At 63.4% G+C, this 20,986-nt stretch carries 21 protein-coding genes; 9 read left to right on the top strand and 12 right to left on the bottom strand.

Annotated features, from left to right (window positions below):
* The first annotated feature begins 18 nt into the window (after positions 1-18).
* Positions 19-1,176: a hypothetical protein gene (locus tag ACOKS3_RS03800; protein WP_103445739.1), complete on the top strand. Its 1,158-nt coding sequence runs from the start codon at positions 19-21 to the stop codon at positions 1,174-1,176.
* 120 nt (positions 1,177-1,296) lie between these two features.
* Here the strand turns inward: ACOKS3_RS03800 and rimI are convergent, their stop codons facing one another.
* The gene (gene rimI / locus ACOKS3_RS03795) at positions 1,297-1,752 is read right to left on the bottom strand and encodes a ribosomal protein S18-alanine N-acetyltransferase (RefSeq protein WP_060512520.1); all 456 of its coding nucleotides are present in this window, start codon (positions 1,750-1,752) and stop codon (positions 1,297-1,299) included.
* Positions 1,749-2,537 carry an energy transducer TonB gene (locus tag ACOKS3_RS03790; protein ID WP_103445740.1) on the bottom strand — a complete coding sequence of 263 codons (789 nt, stop codon included), beginning with the start codon at positions 2,535-2,537 and terminating at the stop codon, positions 1,749-1,751. Before ACOKS3_RS03790 ends, rimI begins: the two co-directional genes overlap by 4 nt.
* 219 nt (positions 2,538-2,756) lie before the next feature.
* Here ACOKS3_RS03790 and mksB point away from each other — a divergent pair, with 219 nt between their 5' ends.
* Genes mksB through mksF form a run of 3 tightly spaced genes read left to right on the top strand, consistent with a single transcriptional unit; the run spans position 2,757 to position 7,559 of the window.
* Positions 2,757-4,034 carry an Mks condensin complex protein MksB gene (gene mksB / locus ACOKS3_RS03785; protein WP_103445741.1) on the top strand — a complete coding sequence of 426 codons (1,278 nt, stop codon included), beginning with the start codon at positions 2,757-2,759 and terminating at the stop codon, positions 4,032-4,034.
* Positions 4,024-4,731 carry an Mks condensin complex protein MksE gene (mksE, locus tag ACOKS3_RS03780; protein ID WP_103445742.1) on the top strand — a complete coding sequence of 236 codons (708 nt, stop codon included), beginning with the start codon at positions 4,024-4,026 and terminating at the stop codon, positions 4,729-4,731. Before mksB ends, mksE begins: the two co-directional genes overlap by 11 nt.
* Complete coding sequence (gene mksF, locus ACOKS3_RS03775; RefSeq protein WP_103445743.1) at positions 4,728-7,559, top strand: Mks condensin complex protein MksF; 2,832 nt, start codon at positions 4,728-4,730, stop codon at positions 7,557-7,559. The genes mksE and mksF overlap by 4 nt, the downstream gene beginning before the upstream one ends.
* A gap of 116 nt (positions 7,560-7,675) precedes the next feature.
* On the opposite strand, the gene ACOKS3_RS03770 is transcribed toward mksF, so the two are convergent.
* The 5 genes from ACOKS3_RS03770 to rplU form a co-directional block, all read right to left on the bottom strand.
* On the bottom strand, positions 7,676-8,116 hold the full coding sequence (locus ACOKS3_RS03770) for a CreA family protein (RefSeq protein WP_181004451.1): 441 nt from the start codon (positions 8,114-8,116) through the stop codon (positions 7,676-7,678).
* Positions 8,117-8,133: 17 nt separating this feature from the next.
* Complete coding sequence (gene proB / locus ACOKS3_RS03765) at positions 8,134-9,252, bottom strand: glutamate 5-kinase (protein ID WP_103445745.1); 1,119 nt, start codon at positions 9,250-9,252, stop codon at positions 8,134-8,136.
* 85 nt (positions 9,253-9,337) lie between these two features.
* On the bottom strand, positions 9,338-10,567 hold the full coding sequence (cgtA, locus tag ACOKS3_RS03760) for an Obg family GTPase CgtA (protein ID WP_103445746.1): 1,230 nt from the start codon (positions 10,565-10,567) through the stop codon (positions 9,338-9,340).
* Between the two features lie 188 nt (positions 10,568-10,755).
* On the bottom strand, positions 10,756-11,013 hold the full coding sequence (gene rpmA / locus ACOKS3_RS03755) for a 50S ribosomal protein L27 (protein ID WP_003247464.1): 258 nt from the start codon (positions 11,011-11,013) through the stop codon (positions 10,756-10,758).
* A 38-nt stretch (positions 11,014-11,051) separates the two neighbouring features.
* Entirely contained in the window at positions 11,052-11,366 is a 315-nt protein-coding gene (rplU, locus tag ACOKS3_RS03750) for a 50S ribosomal protein L21 (RefSeq protein ID WP_003247466.1), read from the bottom strand.
* Between the two features lie 244 nt (positions 11,367-11,610).
* On the opposite strand from rplU, the gene ACOKS3_RS03745 reads away from it, so the two are divergent.
* From ACOKS3_RS03745 to ACOKS3_RS03735, 3 genes are all read left to right on the top strand, one after another.
* Positions 11,611-12,579, top strand: a complete 969-nt coding sequence (locus tag ACOKS3_RS03745) for a polyprenyl synthetase family protein (protein WP_422763315.1) — start codon at positions 11,611-11,613, stop codon at positions 12,577-12,579.
* Between the two features lie 165 nt (positions 12,580-12,744).
* A complete protein-coding gene (locus ACOKS3_RS03740) occupies positions 12,745-13,086 on the top strand; it encodes a zinc ribbon domain-containing protein YjdM (protein ID WP_103445748.1) in 342 nt (113 codons plus the stop codon).
* Positions 13,087-13,167: 81 nt separating this feature from the next.
* The gene (locus ACOKS3_RS03735) at positions 13,168-13,413 is read left to right on the top strand and encodes a PA4570 family protein (protein WP_060512530.1); all 246 of its coding nucleotides are present in this window, start codon (positions 13,168-13,170) and stop codon (positions 13,411-13,413) included.
* Between the two features lie 129 nt (positions 13,414-13,542).
* Here the strand turns inward: ACOKS3_RS03735 and ACOKS3_RS03730 are convergent, their stop codons facing one another.
* The 5 genes from ACOKS3_RS03730 to ACOKS3_RS03710 form a co-directional block, all read right to left on the bottom strand.
* A complete protein-coding gene (locus tag ACOKS3_RS03730) occupies positions 13,543-14,160 on the bottom strand; it encodes an FKBP-type peptidyl-prolyl cis-trans isomerase (protein ID WP_103445749.1) in 618 nt (205 codons plus the stop codon).
* Positions 14,161-14,245: 85 nt separating this feature from the next.
* Complete coding sequence (locus ACOKS3_RS03725) at positions 14,246-14,551, bottom strand: DUF6482 family protein (protein WP_103445750.1); 306 nt, start codon at positions 14,549-14,551, stop codon at positions 14,246-14,248.
* Between the two features lie 158 nt (positions 14,552-14,709).
* The gene (locus ACOKS3_RS03720; RefSeq protein ID WP_003247486.1) at positions 14,710-15,198 is read right to left on the bottom strand and encodes a TIGR00645 family protein; all 489 of its coding nucleotides are present in this window, start codon (positions 15,196-15,198) and stop codon (positions 14,710-14,712) included.
* A gap of 108 nt (positions 15,199-15,306) precedes the next feature.
* Complete coding sequence (locus tag ACOKS3_RS03715; protein ID WP_103445751.1) at positions 15,307-15,645, bottom strand: PA4575 family protein; 339 nt, start codon at positions 15,643-15,645, stop codon at positions 15,307-15,309.
* 162 nt (positions 15,646-15,807) lie between these two features.
* Positions 15,808-18,246, bottom strand: coding sequence for a Lon protease family protein (locus ACOKS3_RS03710; RefSeq protein ID WP_103445752.1), 2,439 nt, complete (start codon positions 18,244-18,246; stop codon positions 15,808-15,810).
* A 253-nt stretch (positions 18,247-18,499) separates the two neighbouring features.
* On the opposite strand from ACOKS3_RS03710, the gene ACOKS3_RS03705 reads away from it, so the two are divergent.
* Together ACOKS3_RS03705 and ACOKS3_RS03700 are read left to right on the top strand one after the other, a co-directional pair.
* Positions 18,500-18,988: a DUF3015 domain-containing protein gene (locus ACOKS3_RS03705; RefSeq protein ID WP_054887210.1), complete on the top strand. Its 489-nt coding sequence runs from the start codon at positions 18,500-18,502 to the stop codon at positions 18,986-18,988.
* 75 nt (positions 18,989-19,063) lie between these two features.
* Positions 19,064-20,917: an Lnb N-terminal periplasmic domain-containing protein gene (locus ACOKS3_RS03700; RefSeq protein WP_103445753.1), complete on the top strand. Its 1,854-nt coding sequence runs from the start codon at positions 19,064-19,066 to the stop codon at positions 20,915-20,917.
* Positions 20,918-20,986 lie beyond the last annotated feature (69 nt).

Raw genomic sequence — 20,986 nt, 5'->3', positions numbered from 1 at the left:
ACTGACAAGGAGTTAAGCATGCACAAGACTGCCTTACCGAGCCTCGCCGCCCTCGCCTTCAGCGGCCTGGCCCTGGCCGACGCTCGCATCGACCTGGGCGATGCCCAGCGCGTCACCCGCCTGTTCGCCTTCCCCAACAATTGCCACGTGATCTGCTACCGCGACTGGACGCTGGAGCAGACCGTGGAGCACTACCTGACCCAAAGCGTACGCCGTGACGGCCATGCCAACGCCCAGGTGCACGTCAGCCGCGAGCACGACCGGCTGCATGCCACCATCAGCGAAGTGCCCGCCAACTATGCCGAACCCCTGCGCAAGCTGCTCGACAGTGGCGAGCTGGCCTACAACGGTGCCACCCAGCTGAGCAAGGACGGCAAATGGTCCTACGACTGGTACCTGTTCCTGCCGCTGGGCATGGCCTTGCAGAACCGTCGCAGCATCGAGCTGCTGCACTTCCCGCCAGACTATTCGCTGACCCAGGCCCAGGACTACCTGCGCTCCAATACCACCGACCGCTGGGCCGAACTGCTGACCTTCAACGGCGTCGACGCCAGCCAGACCCCGGCCTACCAGACCATCATCGACATCGCCCCGATCGCCGCCCCGGCCAGTGCGGGCGATGCCCTGACCGGTACCTACGGCTACTTCAAGGACTACCAGCTGCGCATGGTCAAGGAGATGACCCTGCAGAACACCGCCAAACCCTTGCCCATGGTCGCCTTCGGCGCACCGGTGCGCAGCTGGATCAAGCAACAGTACGGGCCACAGGTGAATGTGCTGGGCCTGGTCAGCATCAGCCCGCAAGCGGGCGCCCAGGTACCGGTGCTTGGCGCCAACCACCCGAGTGCGATCTGGTACGCGGCGAACAAGGACAGCCATGGCGGCGATCAGGATGCAGCCGATGCGGCGGGGCTGAAGATGATGGGGCAGGACTTGACTGCGGCCTGCTGGCAGGCGGGGATGGGGCGTAACCCAGGGGCCGAACCGAAGATGACCCTGGAAGCCTGCTCTACCAAGTGGCAGGTGACACAGAAGAAGCAGACCTGTGAGCTGTTCTTCCGCACCGTGCGCAATTACACGCCGGAACAGGCGGCGGCGAAGTGCAATACCGGGGAGATGACCAGAAGCCTGCGGGACCTGCGCAAGCCGGTCGAGGTAATGCCGCGAGAGCTTTGAGCGACTTGCAGGCCCTTTCGCGGGACAAGCCCGTTCCTACAGGTTCAACACCGGCCTTCAAATCTGAGGCGATCGCTGTAGGAGCGGGCTTGCCCCGCGAAGAGGCCGGTACAGGTTTACTCAGTCCTCAAGCAGCGTACAAGCCATCACCAACGCATCTTCACGCCCACCGGCAACCGGGTAGTAATCGCGGCGACGGCCGATTTCATTGAAACCGTAACGCTCGTACAAGCGATAGGCCGACTGGTTGCTGGCCCGCACCTCAAGGAAGCACTCACGGCCATTAAGCTGATAGGCCCGCGCCATCAGGTGCTCAAGCAGCTTCAGCCCCAGCCCACAGCCCTGGTTCTCGGGCTTGACGGTAATGTTGAGCAGGTGCGCCTCATCAATGATCACATTGATCACCCCATGCCCCACTTGTTGCTGGCCATCGAACATCAGCCACACTTCGTAGGATTTGAGCGCATCCTGAAAGATCCCGCGGGTCCAGGGATGACTGAACGCGGCATATTCGATCTTAAGCACGGCATCCAGATCCGCCTCGGTCATCGGGCGGAAGCTGATCGAGTCACTCATTCAACGCTCTTCCAGCGCGCCATCAGCTGGCGCATCGCTTGCCAGACGTCCGCCTTGCGCTGCGGCTCGTCCATCAACAGTTCAAGGCCCGGCAAGGCCCAGGCATCGCCCAGGCCGTCGACCTTCAGTACTTGGTAATAGGCTGTATCGTCGGCGCTGGCCGCGAACCGCATGGCCGGCAAGCCGATGAGCCACAGCACGCTGCAGGGGGTTTCTTCCAGGCGCGCCTGGATGAAGCCCTGGACGAAGTCGCGTGCAGCATCCGGGCCCTGGTCCATGTTGCCGCGCACCAGCAGCGGCCAGCGCACGGGCTCGCCGATGATCTGCGGCGCGTCGGGCAGGCCGGCAGCACGCAGCATGTCCTTGAGCAGCAGATAGGAGGGGTCGCGACTCTGGAAAGGCTGACCGGTTGCCAGTTCGACCAGCAACAGGCAGCTGCCGGCACGCAGCAACTGCAACGAGAAGCGCGGTGGCGGTACCGGGGCCGGACGCGGCGCGGGGGCCTCTTCCTCGGCTTCGACTGGCTTGGCAGCGACCTTGGGCGTGCTGCCGGGACGCGGAATCTCGATTTTCGGGCGCTCGCTGGAGCGCGCCTGGGGCGCGGCCAGGGCCTCGCTGGACGCTGGGGCGGATGGCCGAACCTCGAAGTCGACTTGCTCTACCGGCGCTTGCGGCAACAGCAGCTCGGGGCGCGAAGGTGCGGCGAACGGCAGTTCGGCGCGCGGCAGCCAATGCACCACTTGCATGGCGGAAAGGTAGGCGCGGCGGCGGGGTTCGGTCAGCAAGGCTCGGGGTCCGGGGTTCGAAACGTCGCACATTCTAACGTTGTTGGCCGGGCTGTGCTGCAACTGGTCGGCGGAAATTTGCTGCCTGCGCCCTGCAAACGAGCCAGTGAATCCCCTACAAGCGCCAAGGTTATCTCACATTACAGACCAAGGGGTGAAATCCTCCCCCTCGGATGAAGTACAATCGCCCCTTTTTTACTTGGCAACGAGTAGACGCCAATGATCGAACCAAAGCGCGTCCTGCGCGCCCTAGCTGAACACTGGGCTCTGATCGAGCCACTGTGTGAGCGTTTTGACCAAGGCACCCTGAGCCTGGTCGAACTGCGCCAGCACATAGGGCGCCAGCAGGTCGAAAGCACGCCGCAGGACATCACCCAGCTGCTCGATGTATGGATCCGCCTGGATATCCTGGTGCCCGTGGCGAAAAGCCCGAACCGTTTCGAGCTCAACGCCCAGATTCACGACTTCCTCGCCTATCTGCGCCGGGAACACCGGCTGGGTCTGTGCCTGGAGATCGAGGCCTACCTGCGCCATCTGGAGCGCCTGGCCGGGCACATCCAGGACGCCTTTGAAAACCGCGACAGCGACGACCTGGCGCGCCAACTGCGCCTGCTCGACATGCGCGTGCGCGACGTACTCAAGAAGCTCGACAACGACGAGCAGGCACTGGTCGCCGTGGCCGAACGGGCCAAGACCAGCAATCGCCAGATCCCGCTGCGCCAGCGATATGCTGAAGTGCTGGCGACCTGGGACGAATACGTCGAACCGATGATCCAGCTGGTCAACGCTGACGGCGCCTTCGAACAGGGCGTGCGCAAGGTCGAGACTGTGCTGCTCAAACTACTCGGAGAGCAAGCTCGCCTGGGCCACCTGGTCGATGACGACATGCTGCTGCGCACCCACGCGCGCATCCTGGAAATGCAGACCAGCGCCCAACTGACCCTGCGCCACGCCCGCGAACTGCTGCTGCCGCTGCGTGAAGAAGCGCGCCGGCACAACGCCGTGACCCGCGGTGCGGCGCTGGCGCTGTCGGTGATCCGGCGCAAAGGCATCGACGCCGTGCCGCAAGCGGCCATGCCGCTGTTCACCCGCCCGCAGAGCACCTTCCTCGGCAGTGCCAGCCAGGTCGAGGCCTACGTCTATGCCTTGGCCCGCTTCGAGCCGAAGCCGGCCAAGTTCCCCAAGGCGCACAAGACTCAGCAGGGCCCGCTGCCGCGTGCACCACGCACGGTCAAAGAGATGCTCGAGCGCTGCGAAGACGCCCTGCCGCTGCCAGACCTCATGGTCTGGCTGCTGGACCAGGAGCCCGAAGGCGCCACTGACGAACTGTTGTACTGGTTCTCGCGCCTGTCGCGAGAGAAGCGCTTCAAGCGCGAACGCCTGGAACGGCGCGAGTACACCACCCACGAACACCTGGTCAGCCTGCGCTCGTACGCCCTGACGTCCAGCCGCGAAGCGCAACCTGAAACCAACGCGAGCCCAGCCAATGCATCTTGATCTTTCCGAACTGTCCCAGCTCGCGCCGATCTTCCGCGAGCTGTTCAAGGGCTTTCACGTCAGCCGCCGCGACCCTGAAATGTACGCCCAGCTGTCGAACTTCCAGGACCAGTACCGCACCCTGTTCAAGGCCCTGGGCTTCGAGCTGGTGTGCGACACCCGCGGCTTCTACTACTTCGTCCCCGAGCAGGCCGCCGCGCAGGTCAACAAGACCGCCCAGCGCCTGTCGCTGTTCACCTTCATCATCGTCGAGCACCTGGCCGACCAGGGTCGCGACCCGATGGCCGTGCTCGATGGCGGCAGCATCGGCCGCGACGAGCTGCCCTCGCTACTGGACAAGTACCGCGACCTGTTCCTGCAGGCCGAAGTGCAGACCGTCGACGAGCTGGAAGAAAAGATCATGCGCCGCATGACCCAGCTCGGCTTTGCCCATGAAGAAGGCGGCATCTACCGCTTCCTGCCGCCGATGCACCGCTTCCTCGACGTGTGCCTGTCGGTGCAACAGGACCGCGACCTGGCCGCCACACTGCACAGTGACCTGCCGCTGCCAGTCCCGGTACTGGTCGTGGAAGAGACGCCAGAACAACTCAACCGCACCGACGACCCGCTCGACCTCACCCCGTTCGACAGCGAGGAAAGCGAAGAGGACGCCCTGGCCCGGGCCATCCGCGAAGAGCAACAGGAGATTGACGCATGAGCCAGGAACGCTACGGCATCCGCCGCTTCGCACTGCTCAACACCGCTGGCTACAGCCTCGGCCTGTTCCCGCTGGAGCACCCACTGTCGGTGTACGGTGCCAACAACCTGGGTAAATCGGCGTCGATCAACGCCCTGCAGTTCCCGATCCTGGCGCGCATGTCCGACATGAGCTTCGGCAAGTACAGCCTGGAGCAGTCGCGCCGCTTCTACTTCGCCAGCGACACCTCGTACATCCTCTGCGAACTGAACCTGCCCCACGGCACGCACGTGATCGGCGTGGTCGGTCGCGGCCCGGGCGGCGGTTTCGGCCACCAGTTCTTCGCCTACAAGGGCGAGCTGGACCTGGCCCACTACCAGAAGAACGACACCTGCCTGCGCCAGAAAGAGCTGTTCACCAACCTTGAGCGCCTGGGCCTGAAGGCCTATGAGCTCAAGCCCGATGAACTGCGCCGGCTGCTGGTCGGCGGCCACACCTCGTGCCCGCTGGACCTGACCCTGATCCCGCTGCGCTCGACCAGCGAACAGAGCCTGAAAACCTTCCGTGCGCTGTTCATCAACCTGCTGCACATGCGCGAGATCACCGCTGCCAAACTCAAGCAGCTGTTCCTCGATGCCTTCGAGCACAGCCTGCGCTCGGGCAGCGTCGACTACATCGCCGCCTGCGAAGAAGCCTTCCGCGACGTGCGCCGAATGGAGCAGGACTACAACGCCCTGGTCGCAGCCGGACCGCTGGTCGAGGCCCTGGCCGGCGGCGTGGCCCAGCGCGACATCCTGCGCGGCAAGCTGCACCGTCTCTCGCCGCTGCTCGACAACCTGCTGGGCACCTGGCAGGAATACGCCATGGCGCGCAAGGAAGAGCTGGTGATCCAGGCCGAGCACTTCCGTGGCGAGCAGGACCGCCTGCAGAACGACCAGCGTGGCGGCACCCAGGAGCTGATGCGCCTGGAACGTGAAATCACCGGTATCCAGCGCTGGCTCGGCGAGCTGTCGGTGCTCAAGCACCGCTTTGCCCTGGTCGATGACGTCAAGGTGCTGGAGCAGGGCCTGCTGGCCGCCAAGGACGCCCACGACGAACTGGCCGGCGCCCTGGCGCAGTCGCGCCAGTTCAGCGCCGAAGACCTCGACGAACGCGTGCGCGACCTGGAAAAACGCCTGAAGCAGGTCAAGCAGCAGCTCGATCACGCCGACAACAACAGCTACGCCCGCCTGCGCGAAGAATTCTCGCAGCAGGACGTCGACCGCCTGATGCGCCTGTTCAACGGCGCGCTGTTCAGCCTGCCGCTGGGCGACCGCGGCATCGAGCTGGATGATAGCGACCTGTGGGTGAAATCCCTGGAGGCGGTGCTCGACGGCTTCAAGGGCGAGCGCTTCGAGGCCCCAGGCCTTTCCATCGACATCTCCAACATCGACCCGCCGGCCCTGCAGGCCCTGGCCGACCGCGCAGCCCTGCGCGACCAGAAGGAGCGTCTTGAGAAGGAGCTGAAGCAGCTCAAGACCCAGCAGCAGGTCGCCGCCGACCGCACCGCCTCCAAGGCGCAGACAGAAGCCCTGTATCAGGAAGTGCTGGACGCCCAGAAGGCCCTTGAAGACTTCCGTCGCAGCGAAACCCTGAGCGCCGAAGAGCCGGAGAAGATGGAGCAACTGGCACAGCTGGAAGCCGCCCAGGATGAGCTCAAGCGCTCCAGCGACGCCTTCACCGAGCGCGTCCAGCAGCTGTCGGCCAAGCTGCAGCTGGTCGGCCGCCAGATCGGCGACCTCGAAGCCAAGCAGCGCACCCTGGAAGACGCCCTGCGCCGTCGCCAGCTGCTACCGGCCGACCTGCCCTACGGTACGCCGTTCATGGAAGCGGTCGACGACTCCATGGACAACCTGCTGCCGATGCTCAACGACTACCAGGACAGCTGGCAGGCCCTGCAACGCGTCGACAACCAGATCGAGGCGCTGTACGCCCAGGTGCGCCTCAAGGGCGTGGCCAAGTTCGACAGCGAAGACGACATGGAGCGCCGCCTGCAGCTGCTGGTCAACGCCTACGCGCACCGCACCGACGAAGCCCTGACCCTGGCCAAGGCGCGCCGCGCTGCGGTCACCGACATCGCCAGGACCCTGCGCAACATCCGCAGCGACTACGACAGCCTCGAGCACCAACTGGCCCTGTTCAACCGCGAGATCAACAAGCGCCAGGTGTCCAACCTGGAGAGCTTCCGCGTGGTGCTGGCGCCGAACAAGGAAGCGCTCAAGCACATTGACCAGATCATCCACAGCGCCGGCCAGTACGAGGAAGGCGAGACCCTGTCGGTGTTCGACCTGACCCAGAGTGCCGAGCAGGACAACAAGAACGAAGAGGCCAAGGAGTACCTGGCACGGCTGGTGGCGGCCAACCACAACCAGCTGGGCCTGAAGGACCTGTTCGAGCTGGCGTTCGAGATCACCAAGGTCAACGGCCAGCCGATCATCCACGCCGACATCGACGGCGCGGCGTCCAACGGCACCACCATGACCATCAAGGCGCTGACCAACATGTACTTGTTGCTGCACCTGATGGACCGTGACCTGGCCGGGCGCATTCGCCTGCCGTACTACCTCGACGAAGCGGCGGACATCGACGAACGCAACCAGGCGGCACTGCTGGAGACCAGCCTGCAGCTGGGCTTCGTACCGATTCTGGCGAGCGTGAAGCCGCAGGTGTCGGCGCGCGTGGCGATCGACCTGGAAGGTGGCAGCGGGCCTAATGGCATCTACATCGACGAGGCGGACTGGAAGTACATCAGCCGGCTGGATGAAGTGAAAGCGATTGTGCGTGAGGATCAGGCCGAAGAGTTGGCCTGAGGTAGTTCGGGCCGCTTTGCGGCCCTTCGCGGGACAAGCCCGCTCCTACAAGGGATCGCATACCCCTGCAGGAACGGGCTTGACCCGCGAAGGCCTCCCGGCGGTCTACCAGGCTATCAGTGAGCCCAAGGCAGAATCGGAATCGCAGTCACCGCATTCTGCGGGCTGCCTTCGATCATGCGGTCGCTATACACCAGATACACCAGCGTATTGCGCTTCTTGTCGAGGAAGCGCACCACCTGCATGGTCTTGAACACCAGCGAGGTGCGCTCCTTGAACACCTCCTCACCGTCCTTCAAGTCACCCTTGAAGCTGATCGGCCCGACCTGACGGCAGGCAATCGAAGCCTCCGCCCGATCTTCCGCCAACCCCAAACCACCCTTCACACCGCCAGTCTTGGCCCGCGACAGGTAGCAGGTCACACCCTCGACCTTAGGGTCGTCAAAGGCCTCGACCACGATGCGATCGTTCGGCCCGAGGAACTTGAACACGGTGGACACCTGGCCAATCTCTTCGGCCCCGGCCAGCATTGGCAGGGCGAAGACGGCCAGGGCCATCGCCCGCTTGAGCAGCTTCATACCAGCACCAGGTTGTCGCGGTGCACCAGCTCCGGCTCGGCGATGTAGCCCAGCACGGCCTCGATCTGATCGGAAGGCTGGCCGATGATCTTCTGCGCTTCCAGCGCGCTGTAGTTGGCCAGGCCACGGGCCACCTCGACGCCATCCGGGCCGACGCAGACCACCATCTCGCCACGGCGGAAGCTGCCTTGCACGGTCTTCACGCCGACCGGCAGCAGGCTCTTGTTCGCCTCACGCAGCGCCTGCACGGCGCCCGCGTCGAGCACCAGGGTGCCACGGGTCTGCAGGTGGCCAGCCAGCCACTGCTTGCGTGCCGCCAGCATGCCACGCTCGGGCGACAGCAGCGTGCCCAGGCGCTCACCGCCCTTCAGGCGGTCCAGCACGCGCTCGATGCGGCCCCCAATGATGATCGTGTGGGCGCCAGAGCGGGCTGCCAGGCGCGCGGCGCGCAGCTTGGTCTGCATGCCGCCACGGCCCAGGGCACCGCCGGTACCACCGGCAACGGCGTCGAGCGACGGGTCGTCGGCGCGGGCTTCGTAGATCAGCTGGGCTTCGGGGTTGTTGCGCGGGTCGGCATCGAACATGCCGTCGCGGTCGGTGAGGATCACCAGCAGGTCGGCTTCCACCAGGTTGGCCACCAGCGCGGCCAAGGTGTCGTTGTCGCCGAAGCGGATCTCGTCGGTGACCACGGTGTCGTTCTCGTTGATCACCGGCACCACGCCCAGGTCAACCAGGGTACGCAGGGTGCTGCGGGCATTCAGGTAACGCTTGCGGTCGGACAGGTCGTCGTGGGTCAGGAGGATCTGCGCGGTGTGCTTGCCGTGCTCGCCGAAGCTCGTTTCCCAGGCCTGAACCAGGCGCATCTGGCCGATCGAGGCAGCCGCCTGCAACTCGTTCATCGCACTCGGTCGGGAAGTCCAGCCCAGCTGGCTCATGCCGGCAGCCACGGCCCCAGAGGAGACCAGTACCAACTCCACGCCTGCTTCACGCAGCGCGACCATCTGCTCGACCCATACGGCCATGGCGCCGCGGTCGAGGCCCTTGCCATCGGCGGTCAGCAGGGCACTGCCAATCTTCACGACCCAGCGCTTGGCGCCCGTCACCTTGCTTCGCATCTTCTTCCAACCTATGTCGAATCTGTAGATACCGTGGATACAAAAACGCCGCTCCTGAGAGCGGCGTTTAGTGTACTGCAACCGATCAGTCGCGCACGTAAATGATTTCCGGGCCGTCTTCGTCGTCCTCGAAATCATCATCCCAGCCATCGTCGTCGTCGCCGATGTCGTGCACGCTCTTGACCCCGGTGCGACGCAGGGTACGGGCGTCGTCCAGGGCCTGCAGCTGGGCACGGGCTTCGTCTTCGATGCGCTGGTCGAGGTCGGCCAGTTCTGCGGCGTAGGCCGGGTCGTTGGCCAGGCGGTCGGCGCGGTCTTCGAGGTAGCGCATCAGGTCGTGGCTGAGCTTGTCGGTGCCCTGCTTGGAGATGGCCGAAATCACGTAGACCGGGCCTTCCCATTCCAGGCGGTCGATCACTTCCTGCACGCGCTCATCGCGCTCGTCGTCCATGACCATGTCCGACTTGTTCAGCACCAGCCAGCGCTCGCGCTCGGCCAGCGACGGGCTGAAGCGGGTCAGCTCATTGACGATCACTTCGGCGGCATCGGCCGGGCTGCTTTCGTCCAGCGGCGCGATGTCGACCAGGTGCAGCAGCACGCGGGTACGCGCCAGGTGCTTGAGGAAGCGGATGCCCAGGCCGGCACCGTCGGACGCGCCTTCGATCAGGCCGGGGATGTCGGCGATGACGAAGCTCTTCCAGCGGTCGACGCTGACCACGCCCAGGTTCGGCACCAGGGTGGTGAACGGATAGTCGGCGACTTTCGGCTTGGCAGCCGAGACCGAACGAATGAAGGTGCTCTTGCCAGCGTTCGGCAGGCCCAGCAGGCCAACATCGGCCAATACCTTCATTTCCATCTTCAGGTCGCGCTGGTCACCCGGCTTGCCTGGGGTGGTCTGGCGCGGCGCACGGTTGGTGCTGGACTTGAAGCGGGTGTTACCCAGGCCGTGCCAGCCGCCCTGGGCGACCATCAGCTTCTGGCCCGGAGTGATCAGGTCGCCGATCACTTCCTGGGTCGAGGCGTCGATCACGGTGGTGCCGACCGGCACGCGCAGGAACAGGTCTTCACCCTTCTTGCCGGTGCAGTCGGTGCTGCCACCGTTGGCGCCGCGCTGGGCTTCGTGGTGACGGGTGTAGCGGTAGTCGACCAGGGTGTTGAGGTTTTCGTCGGCAACCATGTACACCGAACCACCATCACCACCGTCACCGCCGTTAGGGCCGCCGTTCTCGATGAACTTCTCGCGGCGGAAGCTCATGCAACCGTTACCACCGTCACCGGCTTTGACCCGAATGGATACTTCGTCAACAAACTTCATTGAAAACCGCCTCTCGCCTGCGGGCGAGTTGAATACTGAAAAACCTGAGGCTCTTGCAAAAATGAGCGCGGCGGCCCCGTACGACCGTAGAAACCCACGCCGGCAGCCCATACAAACAGCTTTGCAAGAGGCTCACCACAAACGAAAAAGCCCCGTCGCATGACGGGGCTTCTGGAGCGACGTCGCGATTAGGCGGCGACGATGCTCACGTAACGGCGCATGAACTCGCCTTTCTTCTCGAACTTGATCACGCCTTCGATCTTGGCGAACAAGGTGTGATCCTTGCCCATGCCAACGCCGTAGCCAGCGTGGAATTCGGTGCCGCGCTGACGGACGATGATGTTGCCCGGCTTGATAACCTGGCCGCCATACATCTTCACGCCAAGGCGTTTCGATTCTGAGTCGCGACCGTTACGAGTACTACCACCAGCCTTCTTGTGAGCCATGGTTCAATTCTCCAAATAAATTCAGGGGACCGAGGCGATTAAGCCTGGATACCGGTGATTTTGATCTCGGTGAACCACTGGCGGTGGCCCATACGCTTCATGTGGTGCTTACGACGACGGAACTTGATGATGCGAACCTTGTCGTGACGGCCTTGCGAAACGACTTCGGCAACCACTTTAGCGCCAGCGACGACTGGTGCGCCGATGGTGACTTCTTCACCGTTGGCAACCAGCAGGACGCGATCGAAGGTCACGGATTCGCCAGTGGCGACTTCCAGTTTTTCGATCTTGAGGAATTCACCTTCAGCGACTTTGTACTGCTTGCCGCCGGTAACGATTACTGCGTAAGACATGGTATTTCTCCGATAATCCTGCTCACCCAGCGCTTTATAAGATAAGTATTGGCTGGCATGGCTGCATGGGGCTGGAACGGCCCTGTGCAATTGCGTAAGGCAGGTGCTGCCCAGGAAGTTAGGGTGCGCGATTGTACGCAACCCCGCTTTTGCTTGCAAGTCCCGCCCCCGGCCAGCGGGCACCGCGCCTTGACACACCGGGACCCGCGACCTAGCATGCCGCGCAACCTCACTGGAGCAGCCGATGCAACCCCAAACCTTCTACCGCGCGGTAGCTGACGATTTCAGCGCCGTCGACGAGATCATCAAGAAGCAGCTGACCTCGCGCGTGCCGCTGGTATCGAAGATCGGCGACTATATCACGTCCGCCGGTGGCAAGCGCCTGCGTCCGCTGCTGGTGCTGCTGTGCGGCAAGGCCCTGGGCCGTGAAGGCGCCGACCTGCGCCTGCTGGCCGCGACCATCGAGTTCCTGCACACCGCCACCCTGCTGCACGATGACGTGGTCGACATGTCCGGCATGCGCCGTGGCCGTTCCACCGCCAACGCCCTGTGGGGCAACGCGCCGAGCGTGCTGGTGGGCGACTTCCTCTATTCGCGTTCGTTCGAGATGATGGTCGAGCTGGGCTCGATGCCGGTCATGCAGATCCTGTCCAAGGCCACCCGGGTGATCGCCGAAGGCGAAGTGCTGCAACTGTCGCGAGTACGCGACGCCAGCACCACCGAAGAGGTCTACATGGACGTCATCCGCGGCAAGACCGCCATGCTGTTCGAAGCCTCGACCCACAGCGCCGCGGCACTGGCCGAAGCCAGCGAAGCGCAGCGTGAAGCCCTGCGCACCTTCGGTGACCACCTGGGCGTGGCCTTCCAACTGGTCGACGACCTGCTCGATTACGAAGGCGATGCCGAAGCCCTGGGCAAGAACGTCGGCGACGACCTGGCCGAAGGCAAGCCGACCCTGCCGCTGATCTACACCATGCGTGAAGGTACGCCAGAGCAGGCGGCACTGGTGCGCAAGGCGATCCAGAAGGGTGGCCTGGAAGACCTGGAGCAGATTCGCGAGGCCGTCAACGCCTCTGGCGCACTGAAGTACACCGCCGAGCTGGCGCGTGACTACGTCAAGCGTGCCATCGGATGCCTGGAAGTGCTGCCAGCCAGTGAGTACCGCGATGCGCTGGTCGAACTGAGCGAGTTTGCGGTCGCGCGCACTCACTGACAGACCGAGACATCTTCTTCGCGGGGCAAGCCCGCTTCTACAGGTAGACACCTCACCCTGTAGGAGCGGGCTTGCCCCGCGAAGCTTTTGTGCGGACGGAACACTTCACCCGCAAAACCTTATACAATATGAGCCTTTAACCGCCTGTCTGATTAAGGAACCGAAGTGAGCACGCTGCCACCCTGCCCCAAATGCAACTCCGAATACACCTACGAGGATGGCACCCAGCTGATTTGCCCCGAGTGCGCCCACGAGTGGTCTGCCAGCGGTGAAGCCGAAGCGGCCAGCGATGACGTGGTGAAGAAGGATTCGGTCGGCAACATCCTGCAGGATGGCGACACCGTAACCGTGATCAAGGACCTCAAGGTCAAGGGCTCTTCGCTGGTGGTCAAGGTCGGTACCAAGGTCAAGAACATCCGCCTTTGCGATGGCGACCACGACATCGACTGCAAGATTGACGGCATCGGCGCCATGAAGCTGAAGTCGGAATTCGTGCGTAAGGTCTGATTACAAATTCTGCCAATTGGTGCTTGCTATTCCGATAATAAGAATTATTCTCATTGGAAATGTTTTCCAAGGAGAATAGCCATGACTTATCTGATCGACGCCTGGCTGGACCGCCCCCACCCCTATCTGCGCATCCTCCATCGGGAAACCGGTGAGGTGTGCGCAGTGCTCGAAGAAGAAGCACTGGACGAGCTGCGCGACCAGGGTGACCTGGATCTGTACGGGCTGAATTCGAGTGAGCCGGTGGTGCTCAAGGAGCTGGTGCGGAACCTGTTTCTGTTCTGCTATGCACGGGCCTTGCGCCCAGGGGGAACAGACTGGAACTGAGGCTGGCCAGGCCGGCCTCTTCGCGGAGCAAGCCCGCTCCTACAGGATCTGCGCAGCCTTTGAAGTTGGCGTAGATCCTGTAGGAGCGGGCTTGTCCCGCGAATGGGCCGCAAAGCGGCCCCAAAGGCATTACAGAACGTCGAGCAGCTCGACGTCGAACACCAGGGTGCTGTGCGGCGGGATGCTGCCAACGCCTTGCGCGCCATAGGCCAGCTCGCTCGGCACGTACAGGCGCCATTTGCTGCCGGCGTTCATCAGCTGCAGGGCTTCGGTCCAGCCAGCGATCACGCCGCCAACCGGGAATTCAGCCGGCTGGCCACGATCGTAGGAGCTGTCGAACACAGTGCCGTCGATCAGGGTGCCGTGGTAGTGGGTGCGCACGTTGCTTTCGCGGGTCGGCTTGGCGCCTTCACCTGCGGTCAGCACTTCGAACTGCAGGCCCGAAGCCAGGGTAGTGATGCCTTCACGCTTGGCGTTTTCGACCAGGAATTCCTTGCCAGCGGCAGCGGCGGCTTCAGCCTTGGCAGCAGCTTCGGCTTGCATCAGCTCACGGATAACCTTGAAGCTGGCCGACAGGTCAGCTTCGCTGACACGGCTCTCGGCGCCGCTGAAAGCGTCGGTCAAGCCGGCCAGGATGGCTTCCAGGCTCACGCCTGGTGGCGGGTTGTCGCGCAGCTGGCCGCCCAGTTGACGGCCGATGCCGTAGCTGACGCGCGTTTCGTCGGTGGAAAGGTTGAGTTCGGACATTGTCGTGCTCCACTGCAGGGCGCAGTGCAGCCGCGCCCTTGATAAAAAGGGCGAGCAGCCTAGCACACTGGGGCGGCGCGAGCAGCTACCAGGCCGAGCGCTGGGAAATCGGCACCTTCAGGTCTTCTTCCGGGTGCGTGCCCATGCCGCACATTTCGTCCTGCACCGACCAGTGCACGAGGTTCATCGACACCATCGGAATGGTCTGCAGCAACTTGCGCGCATCCTCCACCGAGTGCACGCGCAAGCGCTCACCGCGGGTATCGGACAGGGGATGGGGATGGCCTTTGACCCGGGCCTCGATCAGGTAGTCGCCACCTTCGATGGCAATCAGGTTCAGTTCGTCGACATGGCCGGCCCTGGCCTCGGAGTTGAGCTGATGCAGGTTCATGAGACACCTCGCTTTGGGAACCACGCATGAGTGCTCATTTTTTGTACGGATCGGGGGATTGCACAAGACATTACTGCAGCCGCTCGTCAGTTGGACCGCGGCGGCCTCTTCGCGGGCATGCCCGCTCCCACAGGGCTTGCGAAGAGGCCTGACCGGACTCAGTGCTTGGTCAGCTTGTCCAGGTAGCCCATGCAGAAGGCCGAAACCACGAAGGTCATGTGGATGATCACGTACCACATCAGGTAGTCGGTGGAGATGTTCTGCGCATCCATGAACACCCGCAGCAGGTGGATGGAAGAAATCGCCACGATCGAAGCGGCTACCTTCATCTTTAGCGAGGAAGAGTCCATCTTGCCCAGCCAGTTGAGCTTTTCCTTGCTCTCGTCGATGTCCAGCTGCGACACGAAGTTCTCGTAGCCGGAAATCATCACCATCACCAGCAGGCCACCCACCAGCGACATGTCGATCAGCGACAGGATGACCAGGATCAGGTCGGCTTCACTGAGGGCGAAGACGTTGGGCAGGACGTGGACAACTTCCTGGAAGAACTTCAGCGCCAGGGCCAGCAGGCCGAGGGACAGGCCGAAGTAGATGGGTGCGAGCAGCCAGCGCGAGGCATACATCGCGTTTTCGAGAATACGTTCCATGGAGGGTTTGGGACTCGTCAGGTGACTGGAAAATCGGCCGCGAGTATAGCCAGCCACCTGTGACAGCAAAAGCCTGCGGCCAGATGCCGCACTGCTCAGTGTGTATGCTCAGGTTTCAGGGTGGAACTGGTAATCCCCCAGGTTCCGGCAGCGTTCGCCGTTGATCCGCCGCAGCTGTGCCTGCAGGTGCAGGCACCAGATCTGCGGATCGTCGGCCACCTGATACCCATGCAGGGTCAAGCTGTCGACAATGGCATTGAGCACGGATTCGGCCACAATCGGCCCATGGAACGGCCCTTGGGCCTTGATCGCCGAGGGTTGCTCACCGGCCATGCCGGCGGCGAACAGCAAGGTCCACATGCCGTTGTCACCGGCCAGTGGGCGGATGCTGCATTCAATGCGGGTCACCAGGCCCAGGCACTGGCGAGTAAGGCTGAGGTTGCGCATGGCCGCGTCCCCTCCAATGAGCCCTGTTCAGCCTGAAAACCCAGGCTGTTTCCATCCTGAACCCTGATACCGTCCATAAGTTCCAGCATAGAAGAACAGTACAAAAAGATGGAAAACCGGCGCTGAACGGTAGCACATGGCCGCCAGCGCCGATTTATTGACTCAGGCCGGCTTGGCCTGGGCAATCACCTCTTCCAGGCGTTCCTTTTCCGCTTTCTCGATTTCTTCCTCGCTGATCATCTCGGCAATCTCGCGCAGGCGCTCGACCACCCGGGCATTGACGCTGCCTTCGGTAAAGACGCCTTCATCGTTGAGTTCGCCCGCGTCCTCGCCCACCAGCAGGCTCAGCGCCTCGTCAGCCTGGCTCACCGCATAGACGTGGAACATGCCGTTCTCCACCGCCTGCAGCACGCGCTCGTCGAGCATCAGTGTGGCGACGTTGGCACGCGGGATGATCACCCCCTGCTCGCCGGTCAGGCCACGCGCCTCGCAGAGGCGGAAGAAGCCTTCGATCTTCTCGTTGACCCCGCCCACCGCCTGCACTTCACCGAACTGGTTGATCGAACCGGTGATGGCGAAGCACTGCTTGAGCGGCGTGCGCGACAAGGCCGAGATCAGCGTGCACGCCTCACCCAGCGAGGCACTATCGCCATCGACATAGCCGTAGGACTGCTCCAGGGCGATGCTCGCGGAAATCGCCAGGGGGAATTCCTGGGCATAGCGGCTGCCCAGGTACCCGGTGAGGATCATCACCCCTTTGGAGTGGATCGGCTGGCCGAGGTTGACCTCGCGCTCGATGTCGACGATGCCACTGCCGCCCGGGTAGACGGTGGCGGAAATGCGCGCCGGCATGCCGAACGCCGAGTCACCGACTTCCAGCACGGTCAGGCCGTTGCACTTGCCGATGGCCGCGCCTTCGCTGTCGATCAGGATGATGCCGGCGAGCATGTCGTCGAGCACCCGCTGCGATACACGCCCGGTGCGGGTGGCCTTGGCCTTGAGCGCACGCTCGATGTGCCCGGCATCGGTCATCTCGTCGCTGGCCAGCTGACGGATGAAATCAGCCTCGCTGACCAGCTGGAACAGGTCACCGATGCGTGCCGACAGGCGCGACTGGTTTTCCGCCAGGCGGGCGCTGTAGGTGGCCAGGCGCGCCACGGCATCGCTGGTCAGCGGCGCCATGCCTTCTTCGTTGGTGCGGGTGCGCAGCAGCTGGGCGAACTGCTCAAGGTTTTCGTCGACCATCGGCATGTCTTCGTCGAAGTCGACAAGCACGCGGAACATCTCCTGGAAGTCCGAATCGTGGTCTTGCAGCGCGTAATACAGCTGGCGCGAACCGATGATCACCAGTTTGATGTTCAGCGGAATCATCTGCGGTGTCAGGCTGACCGTGGCGACACGGCCCAGCTCGCCCAGCGGCGACTCCATCTTCAGCTTGCGCGACTGCAGGGCGCGCTTGAGGGCGTCCCAGACGAATGGCTCGCCCAGCATCTTCTCGGCTTCGAGAATCAGGAAGCCGCCATTGGCGCGGTGCAGCGCGCCCGGGCGCAACTGACGGTACGAGGTGTACAACGCACCCTGGTCGGTGCTGTATTCGATGCGGCCGAACAGGTTGTCGTAGGTCGGGTGCGGCTCGAACACCACCGGCGCGCCACCGTCAGCGTGGTGGCCAACCACCAGGCTCGGCGCGTACTGCTCTTCGAGCAGCTTGCGCGCAGCGGCGTCGGTCTTGCTGTCTTCAACCAGCTGCTCGACCACGGTACGCAGCAGGTTCAGCTGCACGGACTGCAGGTAGGCGCAGACGGCGGCGTTCTCGGCGTACTTTTCCGACAGCGGCGCCAGCAGCGGCTGCAGGGCCAGGGTGATGGTCTCTTCATTGAGCTGGCGCAGCTGGTTGTTCGACTCGCGTTTCCATTGCGGCAGGCTGGCCAGCTCCTCGTTGAGGCGCTCCTCAAGCAGGGCGATGTCATCGTGGAACTGTTCGCGGACCTCTTCGGGCAGCTGGGCGAATTCGGCTTCGTCCAGCGCCTTGCCGTCGGCCATCGGAGTGAAGGCGACGTTGCTGGCATCGCGGTACAGGGCCACGTCCTTTTCCAGCGAGGCGCGCTCGATCACATCCAGCGCACGGTCATAACGCTGGTTGAAGGCGCGGTCGATGGCGCCCTTCTTCTGCTGGTACGACGGGTGCTCGAACACCGCCGGGAAAGTCGACAGCAGGTTGTCGATCAACCCGCCCATGTCGCTGATGAACTCGGCCGCGCTGCCAGAAGGCAGCTCCAGTGCGCGGGGCTCGCGGGTGTCGTCGAAGTGGTTGACGTAGAGCCAGTCGGACGGGGTCTGCTGGCGCTTGCCCTCGGCCTTGAGGTAGCGTTTGACGAACGAGAAGCGGCCGGTGCCCGGCTCGCCCATCACATACACGTTGTAACCAGGGCGCGGCATGGCCACGCCGAACTGCAGGGCCTCGACAGCACGCTCCTGGCCCAGGACTCCGCGAAACGGCTCCAGATCGTCGGTATTGGTAAAGGCAAACTGCTCGGGTGAGAAACGCCGGGTCAGGGCTTCAGGCGCGAGACGCAGGCGCGCAGCGACAGGATCGGGCATTGGGTTTCCTTACTTCGGCGGGGCAGATACGCAGCATTCTGGCGCTGCCCGCGCGCGCCTTGCAAGGCTCCACAGGACTTTATGTCGCAGCCGAGACGCTGTCATGTCCAAGCAAATTTTTCGCAATCAACGACGCAACCTTTAGAACATGCCTAAACTCCAAGCTGCGCGGGGTGGGTGAAATGCTTCCCCGACCTGGCAACCGCGTTGCCAGACAACCCTGACCCTTGGTTAAGACAAAGAGAACAATGCTATGAAACGGATTCTTCTGGGTACTCTGTTCACCGTGGTCTCGCTCAACGCCCTCGCCGAAGCGCCGGGCGGCCCGAACTGCGGCTGGGGCAACATGCTGTTCGAAGGCCAGCGCGGTACGCCAGCGCACTTCCTGGCCTCCACTACCAATGGTACCTCCGGTAACGCCACCTTCGGCATGACCTCGGGCACCAACGGCTGCTCGACCAAAGCTTCGCTGACCTACGGCGGCAAATCCTGGTTTGCCATGAATGGCATGATGAACGAGCTGTCCGAAGACATGGCCATGGGCCAGGGCGAAGCCCTGACCACCTACGCCGTGGTCCTCGGCGTTGCGCCGGAAGATCGCGGCTACTTCGCCTCGGTCACCCACCAGCACTTCAACCAGATCTTCAGCAGCGCCGACGTGACTGCCGAAACTGTCCACAGCAACACCCTGGCCGTTCTGAAGAACGACCCACGCCTGGCCAAATACGCCACCGAGGCCTGAGTGCAGCTGCTCCCGCCCCGGCCTCCGGGGCGGGTTTCGCCTTTTTTCGGCATCGTTAAGAAGTAGTTGCCCGACATGCTCAAACGCCTCGCTTCCCTGGCGCTGTGTGCCTGCGCCCCCGTTCATGCCATGCCCGTGCTGGACCCAGGCCGTATCCAGCAACTGGCCAACACCCCTTACTGGATTGCCCTGGGCCACTATGAAACCGCCAAGCTCGGCGGCTGGCGCAGCTATGTGGACGACGACGCCTTCTTCCTCGCCGAGGACGGCGCGCACCACCCGGACCAGGAGCTCAAGGCCACGGTCGAAGCGCTGTACGCCCCGGCCAGCCTGGGTGACAAGCACGCCCAGTGCGTATTCCCTGCACGCACCCGCTGGCTGCGTGAGCAGCTCGACCTGCAAGGCTTGCCGCAACCGGACTGCCAGGAGTTCAAGACCTGGTACCAGTCGATCGACCCGCACAGCGCGGCGCTGATCTTCCCAGCGGCCTACCTGAACAGCCCCTCGTCGATGTTCGGCCATACCCTGCTGCGTATCGACCAGTCCAACACCCGCAGCGACGACACCACGCTGCTGAGCTACGCGATCAACTTCGGCGCCTACATCGAAGGCAGCGACAACAGCATCCTGTATGCCTGGAAGGGCCTGATGGGTGGCTACCCAGGCCTGTTCGCGCTGATGCCCTACCAGGAAAAGCTCTCCGAGTACCGCAGCCTGGAGAACCGCGACCTGTGGGAATACCAGCTGGACCTGACACCGGAAGAAACCGGGCGCATGGTCGAGCACGTCTGGGAACTGAAGCAGATCCAGTTCGATTACTTCTTCTTCGACGAAAACTGCTCCTACCGCCTGCTGGAGTTGCTGCAGGTGGCCCGGCCGAGTTTGGACCTGACCTCGCAGTTCCCGCTTACCGCCATCCCCACCGATACGGTGAAGGCGGTGAAGCAATCGGGTCTGGTCGCCAGCGAAACCTACCGCCCGTCACGCGAACGCGAACTGTTGGCCCGGGCCGAGCCGCTGGACCATGACGAGAAGCGCCAGGTACTGGCCGTCAGTGCCGATACCACGCAATTGCAAAGCCCCGATTTCAAAGCCCTGCCCCGCGAGCGCCAGGCCCTTGTGCAGGATGCCGCATACCGCCTGGAGCGCTACCGGGCCAATGGCCAGGAACGTGACCCTGGGCAGGCCAAGCGCAGTTTCGAGCTGCTGCGGGCGATCAACAGCAACCCGCCTCCGCCCTTGCAGATCGAGCGCCCCGGCCTGCCCGAGGACGGCCATGACTCGCGGACCTGGCAACTGGGCGTCGGTACCCGAGAGGATCGCGCCTACGCCGAATACGGCCTGCGCATGGCCTACCACGACCTCAACGACAATGCGTATGGCTTCCCGCTGGGGGCGCAGATCGAGATCCTGCAGCTCAAGGTGCGCCAATACGAAGGCAACGACTGGCAGGTGCAGCGCCTGGACCTGGCCACCATCCGCTCGCTGACGCCGCGCAACGAGCTGCTCAAGCCTTGGTCCTGGCAAGTGGCAGGTGGCCTGGAGCGGGTGCCGGGCAAGCATGACGACGAGGTGCTGGTGAGCCATGTGAATGGCGGTGCCGGTGGCACCTGGCAACTGGCCGATGGCTTGCTGGGCTTCGCCTTGGGCACGGTACGGGTCGAGCACCACAACGACTTCGCCCAGTTCATTGCCCCGGCGACGGGGTTCAATGGCGGGCTATTGTGGCGCAACGAGCTGGGCAACATGACGCTGGAGGCCAAGGGCGATTACTTCACCAATGGCGAGGTACGGCGCAGTGTGAGCCTTAACCAGCAATGGGAGATCAGCCAGAACCTCGGGGTGAGATTGAGTGCTTCGCGGGAGTTCAGCCACCTGGCGTCGGCGCAGAATGAGGTGATGCTGGAGCTCAAGTGGTATCACTATTGAGATCGATGAGGGCGCATGGCGCCCTTTTCGCGACACCGGGCCGCTCGTACAGATGTGAACCAACCGACT

This window comes from Pseudomonas sp. HS6-2, from assembly GCF_049325675.2.
Taxonomy (GTDB): domain Bacteria; phylum Pseudomonadota; class Gammaproteobacteria; order Pseudomonadales; family Pseudomonadaceae; genus Aquipseudomonas; species Aquipseudomonas putida_N.
The sequence above is the reverse complement of the archived record's forward strand: the minus strand, read 5'-3'. Positions and strand labels throughout refer to the sequence as shown.

Bases quoted from the DNA above. Each gene is read 5' to 3' on its own strand.
- ACOKS3_RS03770 (WP_181004451.1), bottom strand. From the start codon at position 8,116: ATGGCCCTGGCCGTCTTCGCCCTGCCAATGCTGGCCGGGGCCGAAGAG.
- proB (WP_103445745.1), bottom strand. From the start codon at position 9,252: ATGCGAAGCAAGGTGACGGGCGCCAAGCGCTGGGTCGTGAAGATTGGC.
- rimI (WP_060512520.1), bottom strand. From the start codon at position 1,752: ATGAGTGACTCGATCAGCTTCCGCCCGATGACCGAGGCGGATCTGGAT.
- ACOKS3_RS03705 (WP_054887210.1), top strand. From the start codon at position 18,500: ATGAAACGGATTCTTCTGGGTACTCTGTTCACCGTGGTCTCGCTCAAC.
- rpmA (WP_003247464.1), bottom strand. From the start codon at position 11,013: ATGGCTCACAAGAAGGCTGGTGGTAGTACTCGTAACGGTCGCGACTCA.
- ACOKS3_RS03745 (WP_422763315.1), top strand. From the start codon at position 11,611: ATGCAACCCCAAACCTTCTACCGCGCGGTAGCTGACGATTTCAGCGCC.
- ACOKS3_RS03715 (WP_103445751.1), bottom strand. From the start codon at position 15,645: ATGCGCAACCTCAGCCTTACTCGCCAGTGCCTGGGCCTGGTGACCCGC.
- ACOKS3_RS03730 (WP_103445749.1), bottom strand. From the start codon at position 14,160: ATGTCCGAACTCAACCTTTCCACCGACGAAACGCGCGTCAGCTACGGC.
- ACOKS3_RS03735 (WP_060512530.1), top strand. From the start codon at position 13,168: ATGACTTATCTGATCGACGCCTGGCTGGACCGCCCCCACCCCTATCTG.
- ACOKS3_RS03800 (WP_103445739.1), top strand. From the start codon at position 19: ATGCACAAGACTGCCTTACCGAGCCTCGCCGCCCTCGCCTTCAGCGGC.
- rplU (WP_003247466.1), bottom strand. From the start codon at position 11,366: ATGTCTTACGCAGTAATCGTTACCGGCGGCAAGCAGTACAAAGTCGCT.
- ACOKS3_RS03710 (WP_103445752.1), bottom strand. From the start codon at position 18,246: ATGCCCGATCCTGTCGCTGCGCGCCTGCGTCTCGCGCCTGAAGCCCTG.
- mksF (WP_103445743.1), top strand. From the start codon at position 4,728: ATGAGCCAGGAACGCTACGGCATCCGCCGCTTCGCACTGCTCAACACC.
- ACOKS3_RS03725 (WP_103445750.1), bottom strand. From the start codon at position 14,551: ATGAACCTGCATCAGCTCAACTCCGAGGCCAGGGCCGGCCATGTCGAC.
- mksB (WP_103445741.1), top strand. From the start codon at position 2,757: ATGATCGAACCAAAGCGCGTCCTGCGCGCCCTAGCTGAACACTGGGCT.
- mksE (WP_103445742.1), top strand. From the start codon at position 4,024: ATGCATCTTGATCTTTCCGAACTGTCCCAGCTCGCGCCGATCTTCCGC.
- ACOKS3_RS03720 (WP_003247486.1), bottom strand. From the start codon at position 15,198: ATGGAACGTATTCTCGAAAACGCGATGTATGCCTCGCGCTGGCTGCTC.
- ACOKS3_RS03700 (WP_103445753.1), top strand. From the start codon at position 19,064: ATGCTCAAACGCCTCGCTTCCCTGGCGCTGTGTGCCTGCGCCCCCGTT.
- cgtA (WP_103445746.1), bottom strand. From the start codon at position 10,567: ATGAAGTTTGTTGACGAAGTATCCATTCGGGTCAAAGCCGGTGACGGT.